Source organism: Fusobacterium sp. IOR10, from assembly GCF_010367435.1.
In the GTDB taxonomy this organism is placed as follows: domain Bacteria; phylum Fusobacteriota; class Fusobacteriia; order Fusobacteriales; family Fusobacteriaceae; genus Fusobacterium_B.
In genome coordinates this window covers 1-23717 of sequence record NZ_WJWY01000025.1, presented here as the reverse complement: position 1 = coordinate 23717, position 23717 = coordinate 1, and the positions used below count along the sequence as shown (strand labels likewise).

The window sequence follows — 23717 nt, the reverse complement described above, 5'->3', positions numbered from 1 at the left end:
AGCCAGTGTCTATTTTTATTATCACAGAAAAATTGAGAATTTCAGATGTTTTTATTTAAAAATTATGGTACAATAATATGTAAAAATAAAAAAAATTTATATACAGAAAGGAGATACAATAAATGATGGAAAGAAATTTAGTTCCCAAAAAAATAGTTGAAGAATTAGATAAATATATTGTTTCTCAAGACGAGGCAAAAAAAAATGTAGCAGTGTCACTAAGAAACAGATATAGAAGAAAATCAATTAAAAATAAAATTATGAGAAGAGAAATAACTCCTAAAAATATAATTTTAATAGGATCAACAGGGGTTGGGAAAACAGAAATAGCAAGAAGATTGGCAAAAATAACTAATTCACCATTTATAAAGGTTGAAGCTACAAAGTACACAGAAGTAGGATACGTTGGAAAAGATGTGGAAAGTATAATTAAAGATTTAGTTGCTATTACAATTAGAAAATTAAGAAAAGAAAAAATAGATATTCTAGCAAAAGAATATTTTAACGTGGCTATTGAAAAAGTTGCTAAAAAAATAGATAAATTAGCTGTTATAAATGATGATAGTAAGAATAAATTAATAAATGAAATAAAAGATGGAGTTTACGATGATAAAATTATAGAAATAGACAAACCAGTTAGAAGAGGGAATATAGAAGGACCAGTGGTTGAAGTTATTGGAAACAAATCAGATGGAGATATGGGATCTATAATAGAAAGTATAATGTCAAATTTTGATGGGAAACAATCAAAAAAAACAATGGTAAGCGTAAAGGATGCTATAGAAATTATAATAAATGAAGAAATAGATAAAAATATGAATATGGATGAGATAAATATAGAAGCAGTAAAGTCTGCAGAGGAAGATGGAATAATATTTATTGATGAAATAGATAAAATAGTAGAAAGTGGAAACAATGGAAGAAGCGATGTTTCTAGACAAGGAGTTCAAAGAGATATACTTCCTATAGTTGAAGGAACCACTGTTATGACGAAATATGGGCCAGTTAAAACAGATCACATATTGTTTATAGCTGCAGGAGCTTTTTCAGATGCAGATTTTTCAGATCTTATGCCTGAATTACAAGGAAGATTTCCAATAGTAACTGAAATGGACGATTTAACAGAAAAGGATTTTATAAAAATATTAACAAATATAGATTATAATTTAATAGAGCAATATAAAGAAATGCTTTTAATTGATAATGTAGAACTGAAAATAACTAAGGGAGCAATTGCAAAAATAGCTGAATTTTCCATATATTTAAATGAACATGAAGAAAATATAGGAGCAAGAAGACTTTCTACAGTTTTAGAATTTTTACTTAAAGATATTATGTTTGAGGCTCCATTTACAGATACAAAACAAATTACAATTGACAAGAAATATATTGAAAAAACATTTAAAGATAAATTTAAAGAGGAAGATTTAGACAAATATATACTATAAGAGAGGGAGCCAATGTATTTAAAAAGTGTTGAAATATATGGATTTAAATCATTTGGAGAAAAAATAAAAATAGATTTTAGTGGTGGTATAACTTCAATTGTTGGTCCCAACGGATCAGGAAAATCTAATATATTAGATTCAATATTATGGGTTTTAGGGGAACAATCCTATAAAAATATTAGAGCTAAAGAGAGTAAAGATGTTATATTTTCAGGGGAAGCTAAAAAAAATGGAGCTTCCTATGCTGAAGTATCACTAACAATAGATAATAAAGATAGATTTTTCCAAATAGAAAGCGAAGTAGTAAAAATAACTAGAAAACTTCATAAAACAGGTGAAAATGAATATTTAATTAATGACAAAAAATCTAGATTAAGAGATATTAGTGATTTATTCATGGATACAGGAGTCGGTAAATCAGCTTATTCTGTTATTGGGCAAGGGAAAGTAGAAAGAATTATTTCATCTTCTAAAAAAGAAATAAAGGAAATAATAGAAGAAGCAGCAGGGGTAAAAAAATATCAAACAAGAAAATTAGAATCTGAAAAAAAATTAATCAATGTAACAAATGAAGTTGAGAAGATAGAATTAATATTAAATGAAACTAATGAAAATAGAATTAAGATAAAAAAACAAGCAGATAAAGCATTAGCTTTTTTAGAATTAAAAAAAGAAAGAGATTCCTTAAGCAAGGGACTTATATTTTATGAAATAGAAAATAATAAGGATAATATTGAAATTTCAAAGGAAAAGGTTGCAAATATTTCTAAAAATAAAAGTATATTAGAGGAAGAAAAAAGAAATAAAGAAAAGATTTTATCTGAAATTATTTTAGATAAGGAAAAAATAAAACAAGAAATAAAAGATTCATTGGACAAAAATGAAGAGCTAAAAAATTTAATTAATAATTTTGAAAATGAAAAAACTAAGTTATTAGAAAGATCACAATCTTATAATAGAGAACTTGGAGAAAAAGAAGAAAATTTAAAAGTCATTTTAAATAAGAAAACCGAAAATTTAAATAGACTTGAAATATTAAATAAAGAAAGACAAAAATTAGAATTTAATATAACATCTGGAGAAGAAAATTATTCTAAATTTCAAGAGAAGATAAAAATAAAAGATGCAAAAAAAATAGAAATAGAAAAGAAAATAGAGACAAACAAAAGAAAAATATTAGATTATGAAGTTATGAAATTACAACAATCCAATGATATTGAAAATTCAGAAAAAAGAATGAGAGGTAGTAATTCTAGAATAAAAGCTATAGAGAGAGATTTGTTGGAAATAGACGAAAAAATCAACTTAAATGAAGCTTTAAAAGAATCAGCTAGAAAAAATGGATTAGAAAAAAAAGAACAATTGTTAGAGGCATCAAAAAAGCAAGAGAATTGTGAAGAAGAAATTTCAAGGGTAAGTATAGAATCAAATAGAATTTCTGAAGAACTTAGACGAGATGAAAGAGAAGAAATTAGTAACAGAAGAAAATATGAACAAATTTTAAGATTTGAAGAAAATAACGAAGGTTTTTATAAAGGTGTAAAAGAAATATTAAATGAGGGAATAAAGGGTGTTGAAGGGGCTCTTATTTCAATTATTAAAGTCCCAGAAAAATATGAAAAGGCAATTGAAGCCTCTATTTCAGGAAATTTACAAGACATAGTTGTTGAAAATAGTGGAGTAGCTAAAAAATGTATTAATATTTTAAAGGAAAGAAAAGTTGGAAAGGCTTCATTTTTGGCTTTAGACACAATTAAAACCTTTGGGAAAAAGAATATTCCTAAAATTCAAGGAATTATAGGGAGAGGTTCAGAATTAATAAATTATAATTTGAAATATAAAAAAGTAATAGATATGGTACTTTCTAATTTACTTGTTGTTGAAAATATAGATATTGCAGTTGATATTTCTAGAAAGAATTTGTTTTCAGGAAACATTGTAACTTTACAAGGTGAATATATAAGTGGTTCAGGAAGAATAACAGGTGGAAGTAATAGAAATTCAGCTGTTTCTCAGATGTTTGAAAGAAGAAAAGAATCTAAAAGATTAGAAAAATTATTAATAGAATTAACAGCAAGAATAAATGAGAATAAAGTAAAGCAAGAAAAATATTCAAAAAAAATAGAAGAATTAGAAAATAAAACTCACGAATTGGACATATTAATTGAAAATTTAAGAAAGAATGTGAAAATTTATCATGAAGAATTCGAAAATTTAAAATTAAAGGAAGAAAAATTATTAAAGGATAAAAATATTTATTTATCAGAAAAAGAAGAAGAAGAAAACTATGCAAAGGAATATAAGAAAAAAATAGAAAGTTCAAGTGCTAAAAAAGAAGATACTGAAAAGAAAACAGAAGAAATAAAAAATGATATTAATAAAAAATCAAAGGAATTAGAAGAAGTAAATAATTCTTTGATAAAATTAAAAGATGAATTTTCTGATATGAAAATTAAATTTTTAAATAGTAAAGATAGAATAGTAACAATAAAAAATGATATTAGTAATAATAAAAAAGAAAAGTTAGAATTAGAAGAAAATGAAATATTTATAAAAGAAAGAATTTCAAAACTTTTAGATGGACTTAAGAAACTAAAGGATGATTTAAAAAGAATTGATTTGGAAAGAGAAGAAAAAAATGTTCAATTTGATAAGGAAAATATTAACTTACAAGTTATGAAAGAGAAAAATGAACTTTTAGATGTTAAAGAAAAAGAATATATGATAGAAATAAAGGAAAATGAAAATCATATATATAAAGAAGAAGAGCGTTTGAAGGCAGAAAAAGAAAGATTAGTAAGTTATAATGGGGAATTAAATATTTTAAATGAAAGTTTAAAAAATTTAGAGGACATTGTTCATAACATAAAAGTTGATAGAAATAATTATAAAGTTTCCATGGAAAAAATAAAGTATTTAGATAATAAACTTAAGTTTTTTGAAACTGTTAATTTACTTGCAGTTGAAGAGTTTAAAGAATTGGACAGAAAATATAAATTTATAAAAAATCAAAAGGATGATTTGGAAAATAGCAAGAATTCTTTGTTGGAAGTTATAGAAGACATTTCAGCTAATATAGAGAAAAGATTTTTTGATGCCTATGAAAATATTAATCAAAATTTCAACTTTATGTGTATGGAAACAATTGATAACTCAGAGGGTAATCTTACACTTGTTAATAAAGAAGATTATGAAAATTGTGGTGTGGAAATATATGTTAAGTTTAAAGATAAGAAGAGGCAATCCCTAACACTATTATCAGGTGGAGAAAAATCAATGGTAGCTATAGCCTTTATAATAGCTATATTTATGTATAAACCAAGTCCATTTACATTTCTTGATGAAATTGAAGCAGCTTTAGATGAAAAAAATACAAAAAAACTTATTAGCAAATTAAAAGAATTTACAGATAAGTCACAATTTATTTTAATAACTCATAATAAAGAGACGATGAGATCTTCAGATAGTTTATTTGGAGTTACAATGAATAAAAAGATAGGTATTTCTAAAATTGTACCAGTTAAATTATAATACAAAAAAATTAAAATAATTTTTTTTGCATTTTAACTAAATTAAAGGTAAAATGTAAAGATAGAAAGAAATTATTAAAAGAGGTAAGGATGAAGATATTGTCATATTTGTATTTTCTTATTACAAGTTTAAGAAATTTGTTGTATGATAGGAAAATTTTAAAAATAAATAAAATAGAGGACTTATTTGTTATATGTATAGGAAATATAACAGTTGGAGGAACAGGAAAGACTCCAGCAGTACAGTATTTTGCTAAAAAATTAGCAAATGAAGGGAAAAAAGTAGCAGTTATTTCAAGAGGCTATAGAGGAAAAAGAAAAGTAGATCCCCTAGTAGTTTCTGATGGGAAAGAAATATTTGTTACTTCCTTAGAAAGTGGAGATGAACCTTATATCCATGTATTAAACTTAAAAGTTCCAATAATAGTTGGTAGGGATAGATATAAAGCAGCTAAATTAGCTAAAGAAAAGTTTAATGTTGATACTATAATTTTAGATGATGGTTTTCAACATAGAAAATTTTTTAGAAATTGGGATATAGTTTTAATAGATGCAACTAATCCTTTTGGTTGGAATGCTCTTTTACCCAAGGGAACTTTAAGGGAGAAATTTGATTCAGCAGCTAAAAGAGCATCTGAATTTATAATAACTAAGTCTGATTTAATAGCAGAAAGAGATTTAAATAAATTAAAAAGATTTTTGAGAGGTAAGTATGGAAAGCCAGTTTCTGTGGCTAGGCATGGAATAAAATGTCTTTATGACATAGAAGGAAATATGAAACCATTGTTTTGGGTAAAAGATAAAAGAGTACTTTTATTTTCAGGTCTTGCAAATCCTTTGAATTTTGAGAAAACTGTAATTTCTCTAAACCCTAAATATATAGAAAGAATTGATTTTTTAGATCATCATTCCTTTAAGGATAGGGATATAGCTCTAATAAAAAAAAGAGCCAAGGATATAAATGCTAGTTATGTAATTACAACTGAAAAAGATATAGTTAAAATTCCAAAGGATATAGAATGGGAAAATCTATATGTTCTAAAAATAGAATTTGATTTTTTAGAGAATAATTCTTTGGAATGTTTTAAGGGAGGAACAAATGTTAGATTTCAAAAGTAAGAATGATTTTTTAAAAGAAAATGGGAGATTTTTTAGAGAAAATGCCTATTTTACTTTAAAAAAAAATGGTGAAATAACAAGAAAAGAATTCAACAATATAATACCAGCAGCAGTTTTTGTTGAAGATATTAAAAAATTTATAAATTATTCTATGAATTTTTATAAAGAGTCTGAGGATAAAGAAATAAGATCAATTTCAAGAATGACAAGTGAAAATGATGATAAAATTGATAAAAATATATTGAAATTAATTGCAAAGGGAAGTTACAAACATCTTTTACCCTATTGTAAAGAAATGTATTTTAGAGATGAAGAAAAATTTTTTAAGATATTATTTAATTATACTCTTATGGATAATATTGATTTTAATAAAGCAATACAAGTTTATTCAATGAGAGAATATTTTAAAAAATATGGTTATATTGATATAGTTATGGATTTGGTAATGTGCTATGTTAGTAAAATGAGAACTGATTTTCATGATTTTGAATATGCTAAGGATTCATCAGTATCTAAGGAAACTATAAAAGAAAAAATAATAAATAATAAAGAAAAATTTATGACAAAGGAAGGATTTAAAATAATTTCATATTTTAAAATTTTAAATTCCTTTGAGTATAAAGAAGAAAAAAAATATATTTCAATTCTAATGGAAAAAATGGATAAATTTGATATAAAAGATCAAGAAGTTATTGGTGAAATAGAAAAAGAAATTTTAAATAAATTATTTATATAATGGAGGAAATTCATGATAAATTATTTTAATAGTAAATTAATAACGATTATAAAAGGAAAACCTACGAAATTAGAAATTATTAATGAATTAGTTGAACTTATAAATAATAATACAAATTTAATAACTGATAAATCTGAATTTTTAAATAATTTATATGAAAGAGAAAAAATAGGAAGTACTTGTATAGGTATGGGAATAGCTATTCCCCATGCAAGGGGAAAAGGATTAAAAGATTTGATAATAGCAATAGGTCTTTTAGAAGAACCAAGAATTTATGATTCCTTGGATAATGAACCAATTAAAATAGTTGTTTTAGTTGGAGCTCCAAAGGAAAAAAGTTCAGAATATTTAATTTTACTTTCCCAATTAGCTAGAATTTTTAGAAGTAAAAATAATAGAGAGATGATAAAAAGTGCCAGAAATCAAAAAGAATTAATAGAATCTATTATGGAAATTGAAAATTAATGGAGAAAATTATGAAGATAGGTATCTATGGAGGAAGTTTTAATCCTCCACATTACGGACATGAGAATATATCAAAGTTAATTATAAAAAAATTAAATTTAGATAAGTTGATTATAATACCAGTAGGCACTGCTTGTCACGGTAAAACTAATCTTTTAGATGAAGAAGAAAGGTATAACCTATGCAAAATATCTTTTGAAAATATACCTAAGGTTGAAATTTCTAGGATTGAAATAGATTCAGATGAAGTGTCATATACCTATGATACATTAAAAAAAATAATTAAAAAATATGGAAAAGAGCATGAATATTTTGAGATTATTGGGGAAGATTCAGCAGCTTATTTTGATGAATGGAAAAATTATAAAGATATTTTAAATTTAGCTAAGGTTGTGGTTTTAAAAAGAAAAGGATATACCAGTGCTATTAAATCAAAAAATATCATAGAAATAGAAAATGATTATTATGATGTTTCTTCAAGTGAAATTAGAGAAAAACTACATAAAGGTGAAAACTGTAAAGATTCTTTAAAAAAAGAAGTTTTAGATTACATTAAAATAAAAAAATTATATTAAGTAAAAAATCCTTTAGCTAGCTATGCTAAAGGATTTTTTTATAATGAAAAATATTTTTTTAAATAATATGCAACTCCATCATTGATATTGGAAAGAGTCTGATTTTTAATAGAATCCTTAAGCTCAGAAGTACTATTTTCCATAATAACAGGATGTCCTACAGTTTGTAACATATCTAAGTCATTTCCCCCATCTCCAAAGGCCATAATATCACCTATTGAAATATTTAATTTCTTAGAAATAAATTTGATTCCATTTCCCTTTGTAGCTTTGATGCTAACAATATCTAAACAAGTTGGGTGAGATATAGTAATGTCTAAGAAATCTGAAAATAAATTGACCATTTCTTTTTTCAATGAAATTATAAATTCCTCATTTCCTTTAATTATAAGTTTTATCATCTTAGGGAAATATTTCATTTTTTCAAGTTCAACAACTTTATACTGAGTTTCTAAAGTTACAACTTTATTTTTATTGCAGTTATCAATAAATAATTCATCTTTATAAAATCCATTGAAGTTAATATTATTTTCTCTGAAATAGTCTATAAGTTTTTCAACATGTTTTTCTTCAATAGGGCTTTCATAAATTAAGTTTTCATTTTTATCGTAAATACTAGCTCCGTTATTACAAATAAAATAAGAGTTTATTCCTAAAAAATTTCTATATGGAATAATTGATTTAATTCCCCTTCCAGATGCAAAGGCAAAATCAATTCCTTTAAGATTTAGTTTATTTAGAATTTTTTTCGTTTCTTCTGAAATTACTCTTTGGTTATTTAAAAGAGTACCATCTAAATCACTTACTATGAGTTTCATAAAATCTCCTTTTTAATTAAACAGTTTTACAGTAAACATTAACTTCATTACCATCTATTAAAGTGAAAATAGCCCAAGTATAACCTATTTTTAATCCACTATCACCACAGTTTTGAAAATATGCAATAAATTCACTTTGCATAATTTTGTTAACTTGTTCCTCAGTAATAATAGTTCCATCTAATTTAAAAATATCTTCTAAAATCATAAATTCCTCCTCATTGTATATATATTATTATAAATTGTTTTTCCTTTATATACAATGTTTTTATAAAATTCTTTACAAAAAGTTTTAAACATAATATACTTAAACTATATTTAAAAGTGCAAATTGGGAGGAGATTAATATGATAAGTTTTAAAAATGATTATAGTGAGGGTGCTCATCCACAAATAATGGATGTATTGTTAAAAAGTAATTTAATTCAAACAGATGGTTATGGGGAAGACGAATATACATTTGAAGCATATAAAAATATGAAAAAAAATTAAAATGTGAAAATTATCATATTCGTTTTTTAGTTGGTGGAACACAAACTAACTTAACAGTAATATCTCATATATTAAGACCTTACCAAGCTGTAATTTCAGCAGAAACAGGTCATATAAATTCTCATGAAACAGGAGCTATTGAATCTACTGGGCATAAAGTAAGATTAATAGGAACAAAGGATGGAAAATTAAATCCACAATTAATAAAAAATGTATTATCTTGTCATACAGATGCTCACAATGTAGAACCAAAGATGGTATACATATCTAACCCAAATGAATTAGGAGTTCTTTATAAAAAAGAAGAATTAAAATCATTATTTAAATTTTGTAAAGAAAATGGATTATATTTATTTATTGATGGAGCAAGATTAGCATCAGCTTTAACATCTGAAGATAATGATATTTTATTTGAAGATTATAAAGATCTTTGTGATGTTTTATATGTGGGAGGAACAAAATGTGGAGCTTATTTTGGAGAAGCAGTTATATTTTTCAATGAAAAATTAACAGAGGGATTTCAATATAGTATTAAACAAAGAGGAGCTTTATTTGCCAAAGGAAGATTATTGGGAATTCAATTTAATGAATTATTCAAGGAAAATTTATATTGGGAAGTGGGAAAACATTCTAATTTAATGGCTAAAAAATTAAAAGAAAATTTTTTAAAAAATAAAATGGAATTATATGTAGATTCCTTTACCAATCAATTATTTGTGATTATTCCAAATAAAATATTAAAAGAAGTGGGAAAAAAATATAAATATGAAATTCAAGGGAAATATAATAATGATAGGTCGATTGTTCGTTTTGTAACATCTTGGGCAACAAAGGAAGAACATATAGAATTATTTATAGAGGATTTTAATAAAATTTGTAAATAAAAAAAAAGACTGAAAAGTCTTTTTTTTTATACTATTTTAGTTGTCCAATCTTCAACGTTCCAAATATCTGTGGCAATATCCATATAAAATTCAGGTTCATGGCTAACTAAAAGAATAGTTCCTTTGAATTCTTGTAAAGCTCTTTTTAGTTCATTTTTAGCATCAACATCAAGATGGTTAGTAGGTTCATCTAGAACTAAAAAATTAGATTCTCTTAACATTAGCTTACATAGACGAACCTTAGCATTTTCTCCCCCAGATAAGACTTGGATTTGGCTTGTAATATGATCCTTTGTCAGTCCACACTTTGCAAGGGCACCTCTTGCTTCATAGTTTGTCAAACTTGGAAATTCATTCCAAATAAAATCCAGTGCTGTTATTCCTTTAATATCTTCCTCTTGCTCAAAATATCCAGTTTCTAAAAATTGTCCATGTTCAACTTCTCCTGAAATAGGCTTGATTTTTCCTAGAAGTGTTTTTAAAAGAGTTGATTTTCCAAGACCGTTAACACCTTTAATAGCTATTTTTTGGTTACGTTCAATTGAAAAATTTAATATTTTAGTAAGGGGTTCATCATATCCAATTATTAAATCTTTAACAATAACAATTTCTCTACTTGGAGTTCTAGCTATTTTAAAATTAAAAGATGGTTTAATTTTCTCCTTGGAAATTTCAATAATATCCATTTTATCTAATTTTTTCTGTCTATCCTTAGCCATATTAGTAGTGGCTACTCTAGCTTTATTTCTCGAAATAAAATCCTTTAGATGTGCAATTTCTTTTTGTTGCTTTTTATAAGCTTGTTCTATTTGTCTTTTTTTCAATTCATGCATTTTTATAAATTCATAATAATCTCCAGTATAACGTGTAAGATTAGCATTTTCAACATGATAAATAACATTTGTAACTTCGTTTAAAAAAGGAATATCATGGGAAACTAAAATAAAAGCATTTTCATAATTTTTTAGAAAGTTTTTAAGCCAAAAAATATGATTTTCATCTAAAAAGTTAGTAGGCTCATCTAGTATTAATATCATAGGATTTTCAAGAAGTACCTTAGTAAGTAAAATTTTAGCTCTTTGTCCTCCAGAAAGTTCACTAACATCTTTATCAAGTCCAATTTCAATGAGTCCCAATCCTGCAGCGTATTCTTCTATTTTAGAGTCCAAAGAATAAAAATCAGAACTTTCTAGTATAGATTGGATTTCTCCCACTTCTTCCATTAGTCTATCCATTTCATCAGGATCACAACTTCCCATTTTATCATATAGTTCTAACATTTCTTTTTCTAATTCAAACATATAATTAAATGCAAAACGAAGAATATCACGAATAGTTTTTCCTTTTTCTAAAGTACTATATTGATCTAGATATCCAGTGGTTATATGGTTACACCATTCTATTTTTCCTTCATCAGGTACAAGAGAGCCAGTTATTATATTTAAAAATGTTGATTTACCCTCTCCATTAGCACCAACTAGACCAACATGTTCCCCTTTCAAAAGACGGAAAGAAGCATCTTCTAGTATAGTTCTAGAACCATATCCGTGTGTTACGTTTTTAACATCTAAAATACTCATAAATTTATTTTCTCCTTAAAATTGTTATAGTGTTAATAGTATAACAAAAAAATTAAAAAGAGTTAAATCTTTTTTAGAAATAACTCTTTTTATTTAAACTTAAATTTTAATTTGTCTATTTCCAACAATCAACATGTTCAGTTAAACCAATATTTTCAGCTTTAAATACTGGATCTTTACCTTGTGCTTTTTGAGATAAATAATCATCAAGACAAAGCTTAGCAATTTTTCCAAGTCTGATTATTGCGTAAATATTTATTATAGTCATAAGACCCATAAATAAATCAGCTAAATTCCAAACAAAACCAAGTTTAGCTATACTTCCAAAAGCTATCATTAGTAGACAAGAAAGTCTATATAAATTTAGATAAAATTTATTTTTTGAAAGGAACTGAATGTTAGCTTCTCCATAATAATAATTTCCAATAAGTGAACTAAAAGCAAATAAGAAAATACAAATTGCAATAAATACTGATCCAAAACTTCCAATTTGTGAAGTAAGAGCTTCTTGAGTAAGTTGAATTCCAGAAAGATCAGAATTTTTATATGTACCAGTAACTAGTATTAGGAAAGCAGTAGAAGAACAAACAATCATAGTATCTGTAAAAACAGATAAAGTTTGAACTAACCCTTGCTTAACAGGATGAGATACATGAGCTGTTGCTGCAGCGTTAGGAGCACTACCCATACCAGCTTCGTTAGAGAACAACCCTCTTTTAATTCCTTGCATCATAGCAATACCAATTGCTCCACCAGCAAATTGTTTTGGTCCAAAGGCATCAGATATTATAAGCATAAATATTCCAGGTATTTTTGTAATATTCATAGCTAAAATAACAAATACAACAGAAACATAAAGCACTGCCATAATAGGAACTATTTTAGACACAACTCCTGCAATTCTCTTAATTCCTCCAAATATTATTAATCCAGTCATTATAAATAGAATAATTGCAACATACCCTCTACTAAGTCCAAAGGCTCTATTAAAAGCAAATGAAATAGTATTTGATTGAACAGAATTGAAAACCAATCCATAAGTGATAGATATTAATATTGCAAAGGTAACTCCAAGCCATCTTAAATTAAGAGCCTTTTCAATATAATATGCAGGACCACCAACAAAATTATCTCCACGTTTTTCCTTGTAAAGTTGACCTAAAGTTGATTCAACAAAAGCTGAAGCTGCTCCTAATAAAGCTATAAGCCACATCCAGAAAACTGCTCCAGGACCACCAATTGCAACTGCTAGAGCAACTCCTGCTAAGTTACCAGTACCAACTCTAGAAGCAGTACTTATACAAAAAGCTTGGAATGATGAAACACCATTTTTAACTCCTCCAGTTCCTTCTTTTAAAAGAACAACCATTTCTTTTAACAATCTAAATTGTACGAATTTAGTTTGAAAAGAAAATAACAATCCAGCACCAATTAATAATATAATAAGAACGTAAGACCATAAAATATTATTAAGAAAATCTACTATTGATGAAATAAAAACCATATATCCTCCCTTAGATAAATAAAATATTTTAACAATTTAAAAATTATATCTTTAGATTATAGATTATTCAAATGATAAATGCAAGATTTTTTTTGAAAAATAATACTAAATTAATAAATGTGTATTGACTAAGAAAGCAAGTTGTGGTAAACTCTAGCCTATAAATACTTGTGTATACACAAGTATTTATGAAAAATTATTCTGGGGGATATTTATGAAAAAATTAAAAATGATTCATAAGATTTTTATTGGTTTGGTTTCAGGGATTTTAATAGGAGCGTTGTTATATCCATTTAAAGAAAACGTAATTGTAAGTAAATATGTTTTAGGATTTTTATTTCAGATACTAGGACAAGGTTTTTTAAGACTTATAAAAATGATAATAGTTCCATTGGTATTTGTATCTTTAGTAAATGGTACAGCTGCAATGAATGATGTGAAAAAATTGGGAAGTATAGGTGTTAAGGCTATTATATTTTTTATGAGTACAACGGCTATAGGGATAATTTGTGCAATATTTGGAGCGAATATATTTAATCCAGGAAAAGGAATTATGATAGAAAACTTGCAGCAAACAGAGTTTGTAGCTAAAGAGGCAGGTTCTTTTGTGGATGTATTACTTAACATTATTCCTAAAAATCCATTTAAAGCTTTAGTGGAAGGGAATATGCTACAAGTTATTTTCTTTGCAATAATGATAGGTATTGTTCTTACTGTAATTGGTGAAAAAGGACAAAAAATTAAAAAAATATTTGAAGAGGCAAATGAATTAATGCTAAAAATGGTGGAAATAATAATGAAGTTAGCTCCATTTGGGATTTTTGGATTAATAGGTAAAACTTTTATTACTTTAGGATGGAGTGCAATGAAACCTTTAGGGGCATTTATAGGGGTAACTTATTTAATATTGATATTTCATGCCCTTGTAACATATCAAATATTACTTCGTTTAATTGCAAAGGAAAGTCCATTAAACTTTCTTAAAAATATTTTAGAATCAATAACTCTTGCTTTTTCAACAGCAAGTAGCGCAGCTTGTATACCTTTAAATATAAAATTGTTAAAAGAAAAATTTAATGTATCTGAAAAAGTATGCGCTTTTACAATTCCACTTGGAGCTACAATAAATATGGATGGAACTGCTATAATGCAAGGAGTTGCCACAGTATTTATAGCTCAATTATATAATGTAAGTTTAACTACAAATGATTATTTTATAGTTGTGCTAACAGCAGTTCTTGCCTCAATAGGAACAGCAGGAGTTCCAGGAGTAGGTACAATTATGTTGTCTATGGTTATAGTTCAAGTTGGATTACCTTTAGAAGGAATTGGTCTTATAATGGCAGTTGATAGAATAGTTGATATGGGAAGAACTACTGTTAATGTAACAGGAGATCTAGTTTGCTCTTTAATTGTAGATAGAGTTGAAAAGAGAAAGGAAAATAAAGTTAAAATATAAGTTGAAAAAGTATAGAAAATTGGTTATAATAACTTATATTAAAAATGATAGGAGATGAGGCTCTCCTAAAAAATTTAAGTTTATTAAAATTTAAATTTTAAAATGCTTAGAAAAGATGATGGCTTCTGTAGATATGATTTCATATTTACAGAAGCTTTTTTTTGAAAAAATTTAAGGAGGAAATATGTTATTTAGTTTTGCATTTTTTGTTTTAGTTGCTATGTTTTTAGCAAAGGTTTTTGAGAAGTTAAGATTACCTTCTCTTTTGGGAATGCTACTTACAGGAATTTTATTGGGAGGTTATTCTAAAAATTATTTTGTAGATACTTTAGGCTATAAATATTTAGAGAGTTTTTTTATATCTGATAAAATATTATTAATATCTTCAGATTTAAGACTTTGTGCATTAATTATTATTTTAATAAGAGCAGGGCTTAGTATAGATAAAAAAGTTCTTAATAGAATAGGAAAGGTTGCAATAAGAATGGCATCAATTCCATGTCTTATGGAAGGTTTTACTATAATGATAGTAACTCATTTATTACTAGGATATAGTTATTCAATATCAGGATGTTTGGGATTTATAATTGCAGCAGTTTCTCCAGCAGTAGTTGTTCCAGAAATGTTAGTATTAAAAGAGAAGGGTTATGGAAAGGAAAAAGATATTCCAACAATTATATTAGCAGGAGCTTCCATAGATGATGTTTTTGCAATAACATTATTTTCCTCTTTTTTAGCTATGGCTATGGGAAAAGGTGTAAATATATATTTAGAGGTTATTAAAATACCTGTAAGTATAGTTATAGGTATAATTTTAGGACTTTTAGCAGGAGAAATTTTAGTTAGAATATTTAAAGAATACCATACCCGTGATACTAGAAAAGCTATAATATTTATGATGGTAGCAGCAGTATTTCATCAGTTGGAAAATATAAATTTATTTCCTATAGCAAGTTTACTAGGAATAATGGCTATGGGTTTTATGATATTAGAAAGACATCCAGAATTAGCAAAAAGATTATCTATAAAATTTAATAAAATTTGGGTTTTTGCTGAGATCTTATTATTTGTATTAATTGGAGCAGCTGTAAATGTAGGAGTAGTATTTAATTCTGGATTTGTAGGAGTTATAATAATTTTAATTGGATTAATTGGAAGAATGTTAGGGGTAGGTATATCCTTAATGGGATCAAATTTAAATAAAAAAGAAAGAGTATTTTGTGGATTAGCCTATACTCCAAAGGCAACAGTTCAAGCAGCTATTGCAGGTATTCCTCTTATGATGGGAGTTCCCCATGGAGAAATACTTTTAGCAATAGGAGTTTTATCTATAATTATAACTGTGCCAATAGGAGTTTTTGGAATTAGAATAGGTAGAAAAAAGCTATTATAATTAAAAGAAAAGTTCAATTATCATTTTTATAGTAGTTATAGAAGCAATTATTAAAAAAATAGGTCTAATAAATTTAACTCCTCTTTTAATAGCAAATTTAGCTCCAAATTGTGCACCAACAAATGATACAAGGCTTAGGGGCACAGAATATAAGTAGGCTATTTTTCCAAGAAAGATAAAGACTAAAAGACTAGCAATATTAGCAATTAAATTTATTAATTTTGCATTACCAGAAGCTTGGATAAAATCAAATTTATATATTTTAATAAAAGCAAATATTAAAAACGATCCACCCCCTGGACCAAAAAATCCAATATAAAAACTAATAAAAAAAGCCCAAAGAGTTCCATTAAAGGTATTTTCTTTGTTAATGCCTTCGAAACTGCTAGATAAACCCATAGTTTTATTAGTAAAGGTATATACAGTAACACTTAAAAGAAGGACAATAACAATTGGAGCAAGAAATTTAGCGTTAATTAGGTTCAAAACATAAACTCCTAATGAAGCTCCAATAAGAGATGAAATAACTGGATATTTTAAAGCTTTGAAATTAACTTTACCAGAAGTAATATATTTAAGACTACTTCCAACAGTTGAGAACGTTCCAGACATTTTATTACACCCAAGGGCAATATGTATAGGTAATCCAGAAGAGATATAAGCTGGCACAGTTATAAGCCCGCCACCTCCAGCTATGGCATCAATAAAAGATCCTATAAAAAGAGCTATAGCTAAAAATAAAAAAGTGGTAATACTAAAATTTGTAAAAATATCATTGAACATGAGTTCCTCCTAAAGGAAATAAAATATTAGATTATATAGTTAATAGTATATCAAATAAATAAAAATAATCTAATAAAATTTTATTTTTTTTTTTAAATATAGTATACTATAACTTCAGATATAAAAATTAGGAGGAAAAAATGAAAAAAGTAACAATTTTTTTACTTAGTTTCATATTAATTTTTGTTCTTTTAGCTTATAAGACAGAGGCTATAGGTATAGGTTTTATGAAAAAGAAGGAAATTATAACTAAGGTAAAATATAAAGAAATTCAAGTTAACAAATTAGAGGACATATATGTTGATAGGAAGGAAGATTTTGTATTTAGTAAATTAAATATAGATCTTAGAAAATTATCCCCAGCAAAAAAAAAGGATGCTTTTATAAACTTAATGCTTCCTTCAATAAGAATTGTGCATAAGGAAATATTAAATAATAGGAGAATAGTTGAAAATTTAAAGGAAAAAAGAAAATATTCCATAGAAGAAGAAAAGTATTTAAAAGAAATTTTCAAAAAATATAAAGTTGAATTTAAAAATTTTGATGAATTAGAATCAAAAATGATAATATATCCAACTTCTTTAATATTAGCTCAAGGGGGACTAGAAAGTGCTTGGGGAACTTCAAGATTTTTTAGAGAAGGAAATAATGCCTTTGGTATTTGGTCTTCAAAAAAGAATGAAGAAAGAATAGCTGCTAAATCTTCAAGGAAAAATTTTACAGCTCATTTAAGAAGTTACAAAACTTTAAAGGAAACAGTGGAAGATATATGTATGTTAATGTCTAGAGCTGGTGCTTATAAGAAAGTAAGACAACATATAAATGAAGGCTCAGATGTTTATACAGTTGCAGAGATGTTAACTAAATATTCAGAAGAGGGGAGAGTCTACGTTAATAAAATAAAGAAAACATTAAAATATAATAAATTAGAAAAATATGACAAATAAAAAAGAAGGGATATTTTATCCCTTCTTTTTTATTTATATGTACTTATATTATTTAATAATTACATTATTTTTAAAATTAAGATTAGGATTTATTTTTATACCTAGAGAAGTGGCAACTTTTTTATTAATTATAATTTCAGTTCCTTTAGGAATTTCTATAGGTATTGAACTTGGTTTCTTTCCTTTTAAAACTTCTATTCCAATTTCTCCTGTTCTATAACCTAGTTTTTTATAGTCTAAAGTTTGAATTATTAATACTCCAGGTTTTTCTTTAGAATCCATACATCCAACAACAGGAATTTTTGCTTTATTAGCTTTTTCTAAAATATTATTTATAGAAAGAACTAACATATTATCTGTGGGAGTATATAATACATCAATTTCAGGAAGTAGAGTATCAATAGCAGGTGAAATCTCATCTATTTTAGTAAACCCTTTTTCTTTTAAAATAAATCCATTTTTTTCACAAATTTCTTTTAATTGATTTACTTGAGATTCTGAGTTTGCTTCACTAGTATTATAAGCAACACCAATAACTTTTAAGTTAGGAAGAATTTTTTTTGTAGCGTTAACAACTTCTTCCACATTAAGTCCATTAGTTGTACCAGTTATATTTTCTCCAGTAAGACCAGCTAATTTAAAATCTTGTACAGCAGTCATAATAAGAGGAATTTTTTTTGTAGCATTATACATAGTTTGTCCAGAAAGAGTAGTTACTGTGAAAATTAAATCTTTTTTATCTTGAACAAATGATGATGCAATAGCTTGTGCTGTTCCAAAATCTCCTTGGGCATTTTGAAACTCTAGATCAATTTCGTTAGCATCATAACCATTATCTATTAAAGCTTCTCTAATACCTTCAGTGGCATTATCTAAGAAAGGGTGTTCAACTAGTTGTGTTATTCCTATTTTTATTTTTTTATCTTTTTTTTCACTTCCACAGCTTGTAAGTAATAATAACCCTATAATCAATACAAATAATTTTTTCATGAAATATCATCTCCCTTGTGAATCTATTAAAGTCAAATAAAAAAAAGTAACAAAAAAAGGCAGTATATTAGACTGCCTTTGAAAATTCAAATAATTTAAAATTTTATTAAAATACTACATAATAAAAATAAAAATGTTATCAAATTTATTAGCATAAATATCTAATATTTGTTTAACGTTTATAAATTTTTTCATGCAGCTCCACCAATTTGTGTTTAAAGATGACATATTAGATAAATACATTTGATAACCTCCTTTTTTAATATTGACGTATTATAATATATAATTTTTCAATTGTCAAGATATTTAAAGAATTATATCTCCAACAGTGATATTTAAGTAATCAATTAAATCTTGTGGAGCTATTTCAACTTGAAGTCCTCTCATCCCACCACTTAAGACAATTTTTTCATGTTTCAAAGCACTTTCATGCATAAATGTAGTATGTTTTTTCTTTATACCAATGGGAGAACATCCTCCTCTAATATAACCAGTATAAGAAGTTAGATCTTTTAAATGTAACATTTCAACTTTTTTACATTTAGCTAATTTAGCAAGTTTTTTTAAATCAATTGAATCCCCACCAGGGATGCAGGCAATTATAAGTTCTTTTTTTTCATTGAGAAGGGATAAAGTTTTAAATATAATTTCCAAGTCAAGACCAGTTTCTAAGGCAACATGAATTGCCCCTAAATCATTTTCGTCCACCTTGTATTCTCTTAAATTGTAATTTATTTTATGTCTGTCTAACTCTCTAACAGCATTAGTTTTTTTCATTGGAAACCTCCTAAAATAAAAATATTCTAATTACTATTCTAACATATTTTTAAAAAAAATAAAAATTATGATATAATAAAAATAACTTAGAATTAAAAATATTAGGAGGAAAAATGATAAAGAGATATAATCAAGGAAAAAGATTAAGCGAGGCAGTTATATATAATGGAGTCGCGTATTTATGTGGACAATGTTGTCATGAGGAAAATGAAGGAAAAAAAGATGTAAAGACTCAAACAAAAGAGGCTTTGGAAAATATTGAAAGAGTTTTGAAAAGTATCGGTTCAGATAAAAGCAAAATCTTATCAGCTACAATTTACCTAAAAGATATAAGTTATTTTGATGAAATGAATGATATTTGGGATAATTGGGTATTAGAGGGATATGCACCAGCTAGAGCTTGTGTTGAAGCTGCTTTAGCAGAAAAGGAATTATTAATAGAAATAGTAGTAACAGCAGCAGTATAATTTTAATTCAGGAGGACGAGATTGGAAAAAGAAAGTGTTTTCATCAAAGGATTAAATAAATCATTTGATGGAGAATCAGTTTTAAAAAATATAAATTTAGAAATTAAAGGTGGAGAATTTTTTTCTATTTTAGGACCATCAGGTTGTGGGAAAACGACTTTACTTAGAATATTAGCAGGTTTTATTGAAGCAGATGAAGGGATTGTTTATTTGGGGAATAAACAAATATCAAACTTACCTTCTAATCTTAGACCAATAAATACAATATTTCAAAAATATGCATTATTTCCTCATTTATCAGTTTATGAAAATATAGCTTTTTCTCTAAGGTTGAAAAATAAATCTAACGATTTTATAGATAATGAAGTGAAAAAAATGCTTAAACTGATAGATTTAGAAATGTATGGAAATAAAAAACCAAGTTATTTAAGTGGTGGACAACAACAAAGAGTATCAATAGCAAGGGCTCTAATAAATAAACCTAAGGTTTTATTGCTTGATGAACCATTGTCAGCTTTAGATGCAAAATTGAGACAAACATTATTAATTGAATTAGATAATATTCATGAGGAAGTTGGAATCACTTTTATATTTATAACTCATGATCAACAAGAAGCTCTTTCTATATCAGATAGAATTGCAGTTATGAATAAGGGTGAAATTCTTCAAGTGGGAACCCCAGCAGAAGTATATGAATCTCCATCTGATGCATTTGTAGCATCTTTCATAGGAGAAAACAATTTTATAGATGGCAGAGTTATTGAAATTAATAGCGATATCCACGCAACTTTAGAAAGTGATAAATATGGGAAGATACTTTTTGAAATGGATAAAAAAGTAAAAGTGGGAGATATAGTTAAATTATCAATAAGACCAGAAAAAATAAAAGTTACAAAAAGTTTCCCTAAAAAAATAGATGAAAGATTTAATGTTTTAAAAGTTTATGTTGATGAAGTTATATATACAGGTTTTCAAAGTAAATATTTTTTATGGATAAATGGAGATGAAAAAATTTCTATGAAAGCTTTCAAACAGCATGCAGTTTATTATGAAGATGATGATACTAGTGTTAAATGGGATGAGAATGCATATATTTCATGGAACTCAGAAGATAGTTATTTAGTAGAAATTGTTGAGGACGAAGCCAATGAAAACAGATAAAAGAGGAGTGGCTTACACATGGCCAATAACACTGTGGTTAACTATTTTCTTTTTAATTCCAATGGGAATAGTATTAGTTTATTCTTTTTTAAAAAAAGGTCTTTATGGTGGAGTTGAATTTAAATTATCCTTTGATGCCTTTAATATTTTTTTAAATGCTATGTTTATTAAAATAGTACTGAAAACTATTTTAGTAAGCTTAGGTGTGACTTTTATAACTTTGATAATAGCTGTTCCAACTGCATATTTTATTGTTAGATCAAAATATAAAAAATTATATATATATCTTATTATAATTCCATTTTGGACTAATTTTTTAATAAGAATATATTCTTGGATGGCTATTTTAGGACATAATGGATTTGTTAATATATTTTTGAAAAAAATAGGTTTAATAGATACGTCAATACAATTTTTATATAATACAGGTGCTGTTGTTTTAATTTCTGTTTATACAAGTTTACCCTTTGCAATACTTCCACTGTATGCAGTAATAGAAAAATTTGATTTTGCGTTAATAGATGCAGCTAGAGATCTAGGAGCAACAAATGGACAAGCATTTTTTAGGATATTTTTGCCTAATATTAAACAAGGAATAGTTACAGCAGGTATATTTACATTTGTTCCAATGTTAGGATCATATGTTATTCCTAAACTTGTAGGTGGAGTGAATTCTATATTCATGGGAAATGTTATTGCTCGTCAACTAACAGAAACAAGAAATTGGCCCCTTGCAGCAACAATATCATCAGTATTAATATTATTAACTATGATTTTTGTTTTAGTAGGATCAATGGCTAAGAAAAGAGGTGATAATTATGAATAAAAGAAAAACATCTTTATTTTTCTTTGTTTTGTCAATGTTATTTTTTTATTTACCCCTTGTAGTTATAGTCATTTATTCTTTTAACAAAGGAAAGTCAATGGTTTGGCAAGGATTTTCATTGAAATGGTATAAAGAATTATTTTTATATTCAGATGAGCTTTGGAGAGCTTTTAGATATAGTATAGTAATTGCAATTATTTCAAGTACCATTTCCACAACTTTAGGGACCCTTGGAGCTATAGGGATTCATTGGTATAAATTTAAATATAAGAAATATTTAGAAGTTTTAGGATATCTTCCTTTAATTGTTCCAGATATAATAATGGGAGTTTCTCTTTTAATATTATTTGTAACAGTTAAATTAAATTTGGGACTTATGAGTATTATAATTGTTCATACTACATTTAATATCCCATTTGTACTTTTTATTGTTCTATCTAGATTGTCAGATTTAGATTACTCAATCGTTGAAGCATCTTATGATTTAGGAGCAACAGAAATTCAAACTTTAAAAAAAGTTATAATTCCAATGTTACTTCCTGCAATTGTTTCTGGTTTTTTAATTGCAATCACTCTTTCATTTGATGATTTTGTAGCAACATTTTTTGTTGCTGGCCCAGGAATAACAACTTTACCTTTAAGAATTTATTCTATGATAAGACTAGGAATATCTCCTGTTATAAATGCATTATCTGTTATATTTATTGCATTTGCAGTTGCTTTAACCCTGTCAACAACAAAGTTACAAAAATATTTTATAAAATAAATAAACTAAATATTGAAAAAGCAAGTCAAAAGAGAGTAAATATATTTGTTTGGAGGAAAAATTTATGAAAAAATATTTAAAAATGCTTCTTATATCAATGTCTTTATTTCTTTTAGGTGGATGCTCTTTTATGGGCGGGAATAAAGAAGAAAAAATGGCAAAGTATAACGATATTAGAGCCACTTTTGTAACAACTCAAGGAGAAATAAGTTTTTATTTATACCCAGAAGCAGCACCTATAACAGTTACAAATTTTGTTAATTTGGCATTAAGAGGATATTATGACAATACTATATTCCATAGAGCAGTTGAAAACTTCATAATCCAAGGTGGAGATCCCACTGGAACAGGAAAAGGTACACCAGGTTATCAAATTAAAGATGAATTTGTAGATTGGTTAGATTTTTATCAAACTGGAATGTTAGCTATGGCCAATGTTGGACCTAATACAGGTGGTAGTCAATTTTTCATAACTCTTTATCCAGCAGATTTTTTAAATCAAAAACATACAGTTTTTGGAGAAGTAATTTCAAAGATAGATGGAGAAAGAATTAAAAAATTAGAAAAGGGTGATGTTATTAAAACCATAAAAATAACAGGACACTCAGATTTACTTTTAGCAATGAATGCAGAAAAAGTAAAGGAATGGAATAAAAAAATAGACAAGAAATATCCAAAATTAAAAAAATATCCTGTAAAGCCAATTTCTGAATTTGGCCCAGAAGTAAAAGAATATAAAAGGGAGTTAGAAAAAATATATACTCCTAGAAATGAAAAGAAAGAGGATAAAGAATATATAGTTCCTAAACTTATTAGGGCAGTTGAAAAAAAATTACAAAATTAGTAAAATGCCTTGTTGATTAAATATATCGGTTCTTTGTCAACTGGTGTTGGTGGAGAAAAATAAAAAAATAAATAATGTTTTTGTTCCTTCAGCTTTATGCTGAAGGAATTTTTATTTTTGTTAAATTGCTATAAATTAAAATTCTATTTCTTAA

21 protein-coding genes and 1 pseudogene are annotated in these 23717 nt (G+C 26.4%); 15 read left to right on the top strand and 7 right to left on the bottom strand.

Annotated elements, in window-relative coordinates; all coding sequences use genetic code 11:
* Window positions 1-122: 122 nt before the first annotated feature.
* The 6 genes from hslU (at window position 123) to nadD (ending at window position 7873) form a co-directional block, all read left to right on the top strand.
* A complete protein-coding gene (gene hslU / locus GIL12_RS07755) occupies window positions 123-1448 on the top strand; it encodes an ATP-dependent protease ATPase subunit HslU (protein WP_239056083.1) in 1326 nt (441 codons plus the stop codon).
* Window positions 1449-1460: 12 nt separating this feature from the next.
* Window positions 1461-4979 carry a chromosome segregation protein SMC gene (gene smc / locus GIL12_RS07750; protein WP_163469915.1) on the top strand — a complete coding sequence of 1173 codons (3519 nt, stop codon included), beginning with the start codon at window positions 1461-1463 and terminating at the stop codon, window positions 4977-4979.
* 89 nt (window positions 4980-5068) lie between these two features.
* On the top strand, window positions 5069-6097 hold the full coding sequence (gene lpxK / locus GIL12_RS07745) for a tetraacyldisaccharide 4'-kinase (protein WP_163469914.1): 1029 nt from the start codon (window positions 5069-5071) through the stop codon (window positions 6095-6097).
* A complete protein-coding gene (locus GIL12_RS07740) occupies window positions 6078-6833 on the top strand; it encodes a hypothetical protein (RefSeq protein WP_163469913.1) in 756 nt (251 codons plus the stop codon). The genes lpxK and GIL12_RS07740 overlap by 20 nt, the downstream gene beginning before the upstream one ends.
* A 12-nt stretch (window positions 6834-6845) precedes the next feature.
* Window positions 6846-7298 carry a PTS sugar transporter subunit IIA gene (locus GIL12_RS07735; RefSeq protein ID WP_163469912.1) on the top strand — a complete coding sequence of 151 codons (453 nt, stop codon included), beginning with the start codon at window positions 6846-6848 and terminating at the stop codon, window positions 7296-7298.
* An 11-nt stretch (window positions 7299-7309) separates the two neighbouring features.
* Window positions 7310-7873 (top strand): nicotinate (nicotinamide) nucleotide adenylyltransferase, encoded by a 564-nt coding sequence (gene nadD / locus GIL12_RS07730; RefSeq protein ID WP_163469911.1) that lies wholly within the window; start codon window positions 7310-7312, stop codon window positions 7871-7873.
* A 38-nt stretch (window positions 7874-7911) separates the two neighbouring features.
* Here the strand turns inward: nadD and GIL12_RS07725 are convergent, their stop codons facing one another.
* Both GIL12_RS07725 and GIL12_RS07720 read right to left on the bottom strand, forming a co-directional pair.
* Window positions 7912-8691 (bottom strand): Cof-type HAD-IIB family hydrolase, encoded by a 780-nt coding sequence (locus GIL12_RS07725; protein WP_163469910.1) that lies wholly within the window; start codon window positions 8689-8691, stop codon window positions 7912-7914.
* Between the two features lie 16 nt (window positions 8692-8707).
* Entirely contained in the window at window positions 8708-8899 is a 192-nt protein-coding gene (locus tag GIL12_RS07720) for a hypothetical protein (RefSeq protein WP_163469909.1), read from the bottom strand.
* Window positions 8900-9038: 139 nt separating this feature from the next.
* Here GIL12_RS07720 and GIL12_RS07715 point away from each other — a divergent pair.
* Window positions 9039-10066, top strand: a pseudogene (locus GIL12_RS07715) (low specificity L-threonine aldolase).
* 26 nt (window positions 10067-10092) lie between these two features.
* Here the strand turns inward: GIL12_RS07715 and abc-f are convergent.
* Together abc-f and GIL12_RS07705 are read right to left on the bottom strand one after the other, a co-directional pair.
* Window positions 10093-11646 (bottom strand): ribosomal protection-like ABC-F family protein, encoded by a 1554-nt coding sequence (gene abc-f, locus GIL12_RS07710; RefSeq protein ID WP_163469908.1) that lies wholly within the window; start codon window positions 11644-11646, stop codon window positions 10093-10095.
* A gap of 115 nt (window positions 11647-11761) precedes the next feature.
* Window positions 11762-13150 (bottom strand): sodium:alanine symporter family protein, encoded by a 1389-nt coding sequence (locus tag GIL12_RS07705; protein WP_163469907.1) that lies wholly within the window; start codon window positions 13148-13150, stop codon window positions 11762-11764.
* Between the two features lie 214 nt (window positions 13151-13364).
* Here GIL12_RS07705 and GIL12_RS07700 point away from each other — a divergent pair, with 214 nt between their 5' ends.
* Window positions 13365-14609 carry a dicarboxylate/amino acid:cation symporter gene (locus GIL12_RS07700; protein ID WP_163469906.1) on the top strand — a complete coding sequence of 415 codons (1245 nt, stop codon included), beginning with the start codon at window positions 13365-13367 and terminating at the stop codon, window positions 14607-14609.
* 184 nt (window positions 14610-14793) lie between these two features.
* Window positions 14794-16002: a sodium:proton antiporter gene (locus tag GIL12_RS07695; RefSeq protein ID WP_163469905.1), complete on the top strand. Its 1209-nt coding sequence runs from the start codon at window positions 14794-14796 to the stop codon at window positions 16000-16002.
* Here the strand turns inward: GIL12_RS07695 and GIL12_RS07690 are convergent, their stop codons facing one another.
* Window positions 16003-16785, bottom strand: coding sequence for a TSUP family transporter (locus tag GIL12_RS07690; protein WP_163469904.1), 783 nt, complete (start codon window positions 16783-16785; stop codon window positions 16003-16005).
* Between the two features lie 140 nt (window positions 16786-16925).
* Here GIL12_RS07690 and GIL12_RS07685 point away from each other — a divergent pair, with 140 nt between their 5' ends.
* Entirely contained in the window at window positions 16926-17732 is an 807-nt protein-coding gene (locus tag GIL12_RS07685; RefSeq protein WP_163469903.1) for a glucosaminidase domain-containing protein, read from the top strand.
* A 48-nt stretch (window positions 17733-17780) separates the two neighbouring features.
* Here the strand turns inward: GIL12_RS07685 and GIL12_RS07680 are convergent, their stop codons facing one another.
* A complete protein-coding gene (locus GIL12_RS07680) occupies window positions 17781-18722 on the bottom strand; it encodes an ABC transporter substrate-binding protein (protein WP_163469902.1) in 942 nt (313 codons plus the stop codon).
* 306 nt (window positions 18723-19028) lie between these two features.
* Entirely contained in the window at window positions 19029-19499 is a 471-nt protein-coding gene (gene ybaK, locus GIL12_RS07675) for a Cys-tRNA(Pro) deacylase (RefSeq protein WP_163469901.1), read from the bottom strand.
* A gap of 113 nt (window positions 19500-19612) precedes the next feature.
* Here ybaK and GIL12_RS07670 point away from each other — a divergent pair, with 113 nt between their 5' ends.
* The 5 genes from GIL12_RS07670 to GIL12_RS07650 all read left to right on the top strand — a co-directional run bounded on the left by GIL12_RS07670 (window position 19613) and on the right by GIL12_RS07650 (window position 23563).
* The gene (locus tag GIL12_RS07670; protein WP_163469900.1) at window positions 19613-19966 is read left to right on the top strand and encodes a RidA family protein; all 354 of its coding nucleotides are present in this window, start codon (window positions 19613-19615) and stop codon (window positions 19964-19966) included.
* Window positions 19967-19987: 21 nt separating this feature from the next.
* Complete coding sequence (locus GIL12_RS07665; protein WP_163469899.1) at window positions 19988-21127, top strand: ABC transporter ATP-binding protein; 1140 nt, start codon at window positions 19988-19990, stop codon at window positions 21125-21127.
* Window positions 21114-21953: an ABC transporter permease gene (locus GIL12_RS07660; protein ID WP_163469898.1), complete on the top strand. Its 840-nt coding sequence runs from the start codon at window positions 21114-21116 to the stop codon at window positions 21951-21953. Before GIL12_RS07665 ends, GIL12_RS07660 begins: the two co-directional genes overlap by 14 nt.
* Window positions 21946-22719, top strand: a complete 774-nt coding sequence (locus GIL12_RS07655; RefSeq protein ID WP_163469897.1) for an ABC transporter permease — start codon at window positions 21946-21948, stop codon at window positions 22717-22719. The genes GIL12_RS07660 and GIL12_RS07655 overlap by 8 nt, the downstream gene beginning before the upstream one ends.
* 64 nt (window positions 22720-22783) lie before the next feature.
* Window positions 22784-23563, top strand: coding sequence for a peptidylprolyl isomerase (locus GIL12_RS07650; RefSeq protein ID WP_163469896.1), 780 nt, complete (start codon window positions 22784-22786; stop codon window positions 23561-23563).
* Window positions 23564-23717: the final 154 nt, after the last annotated feature.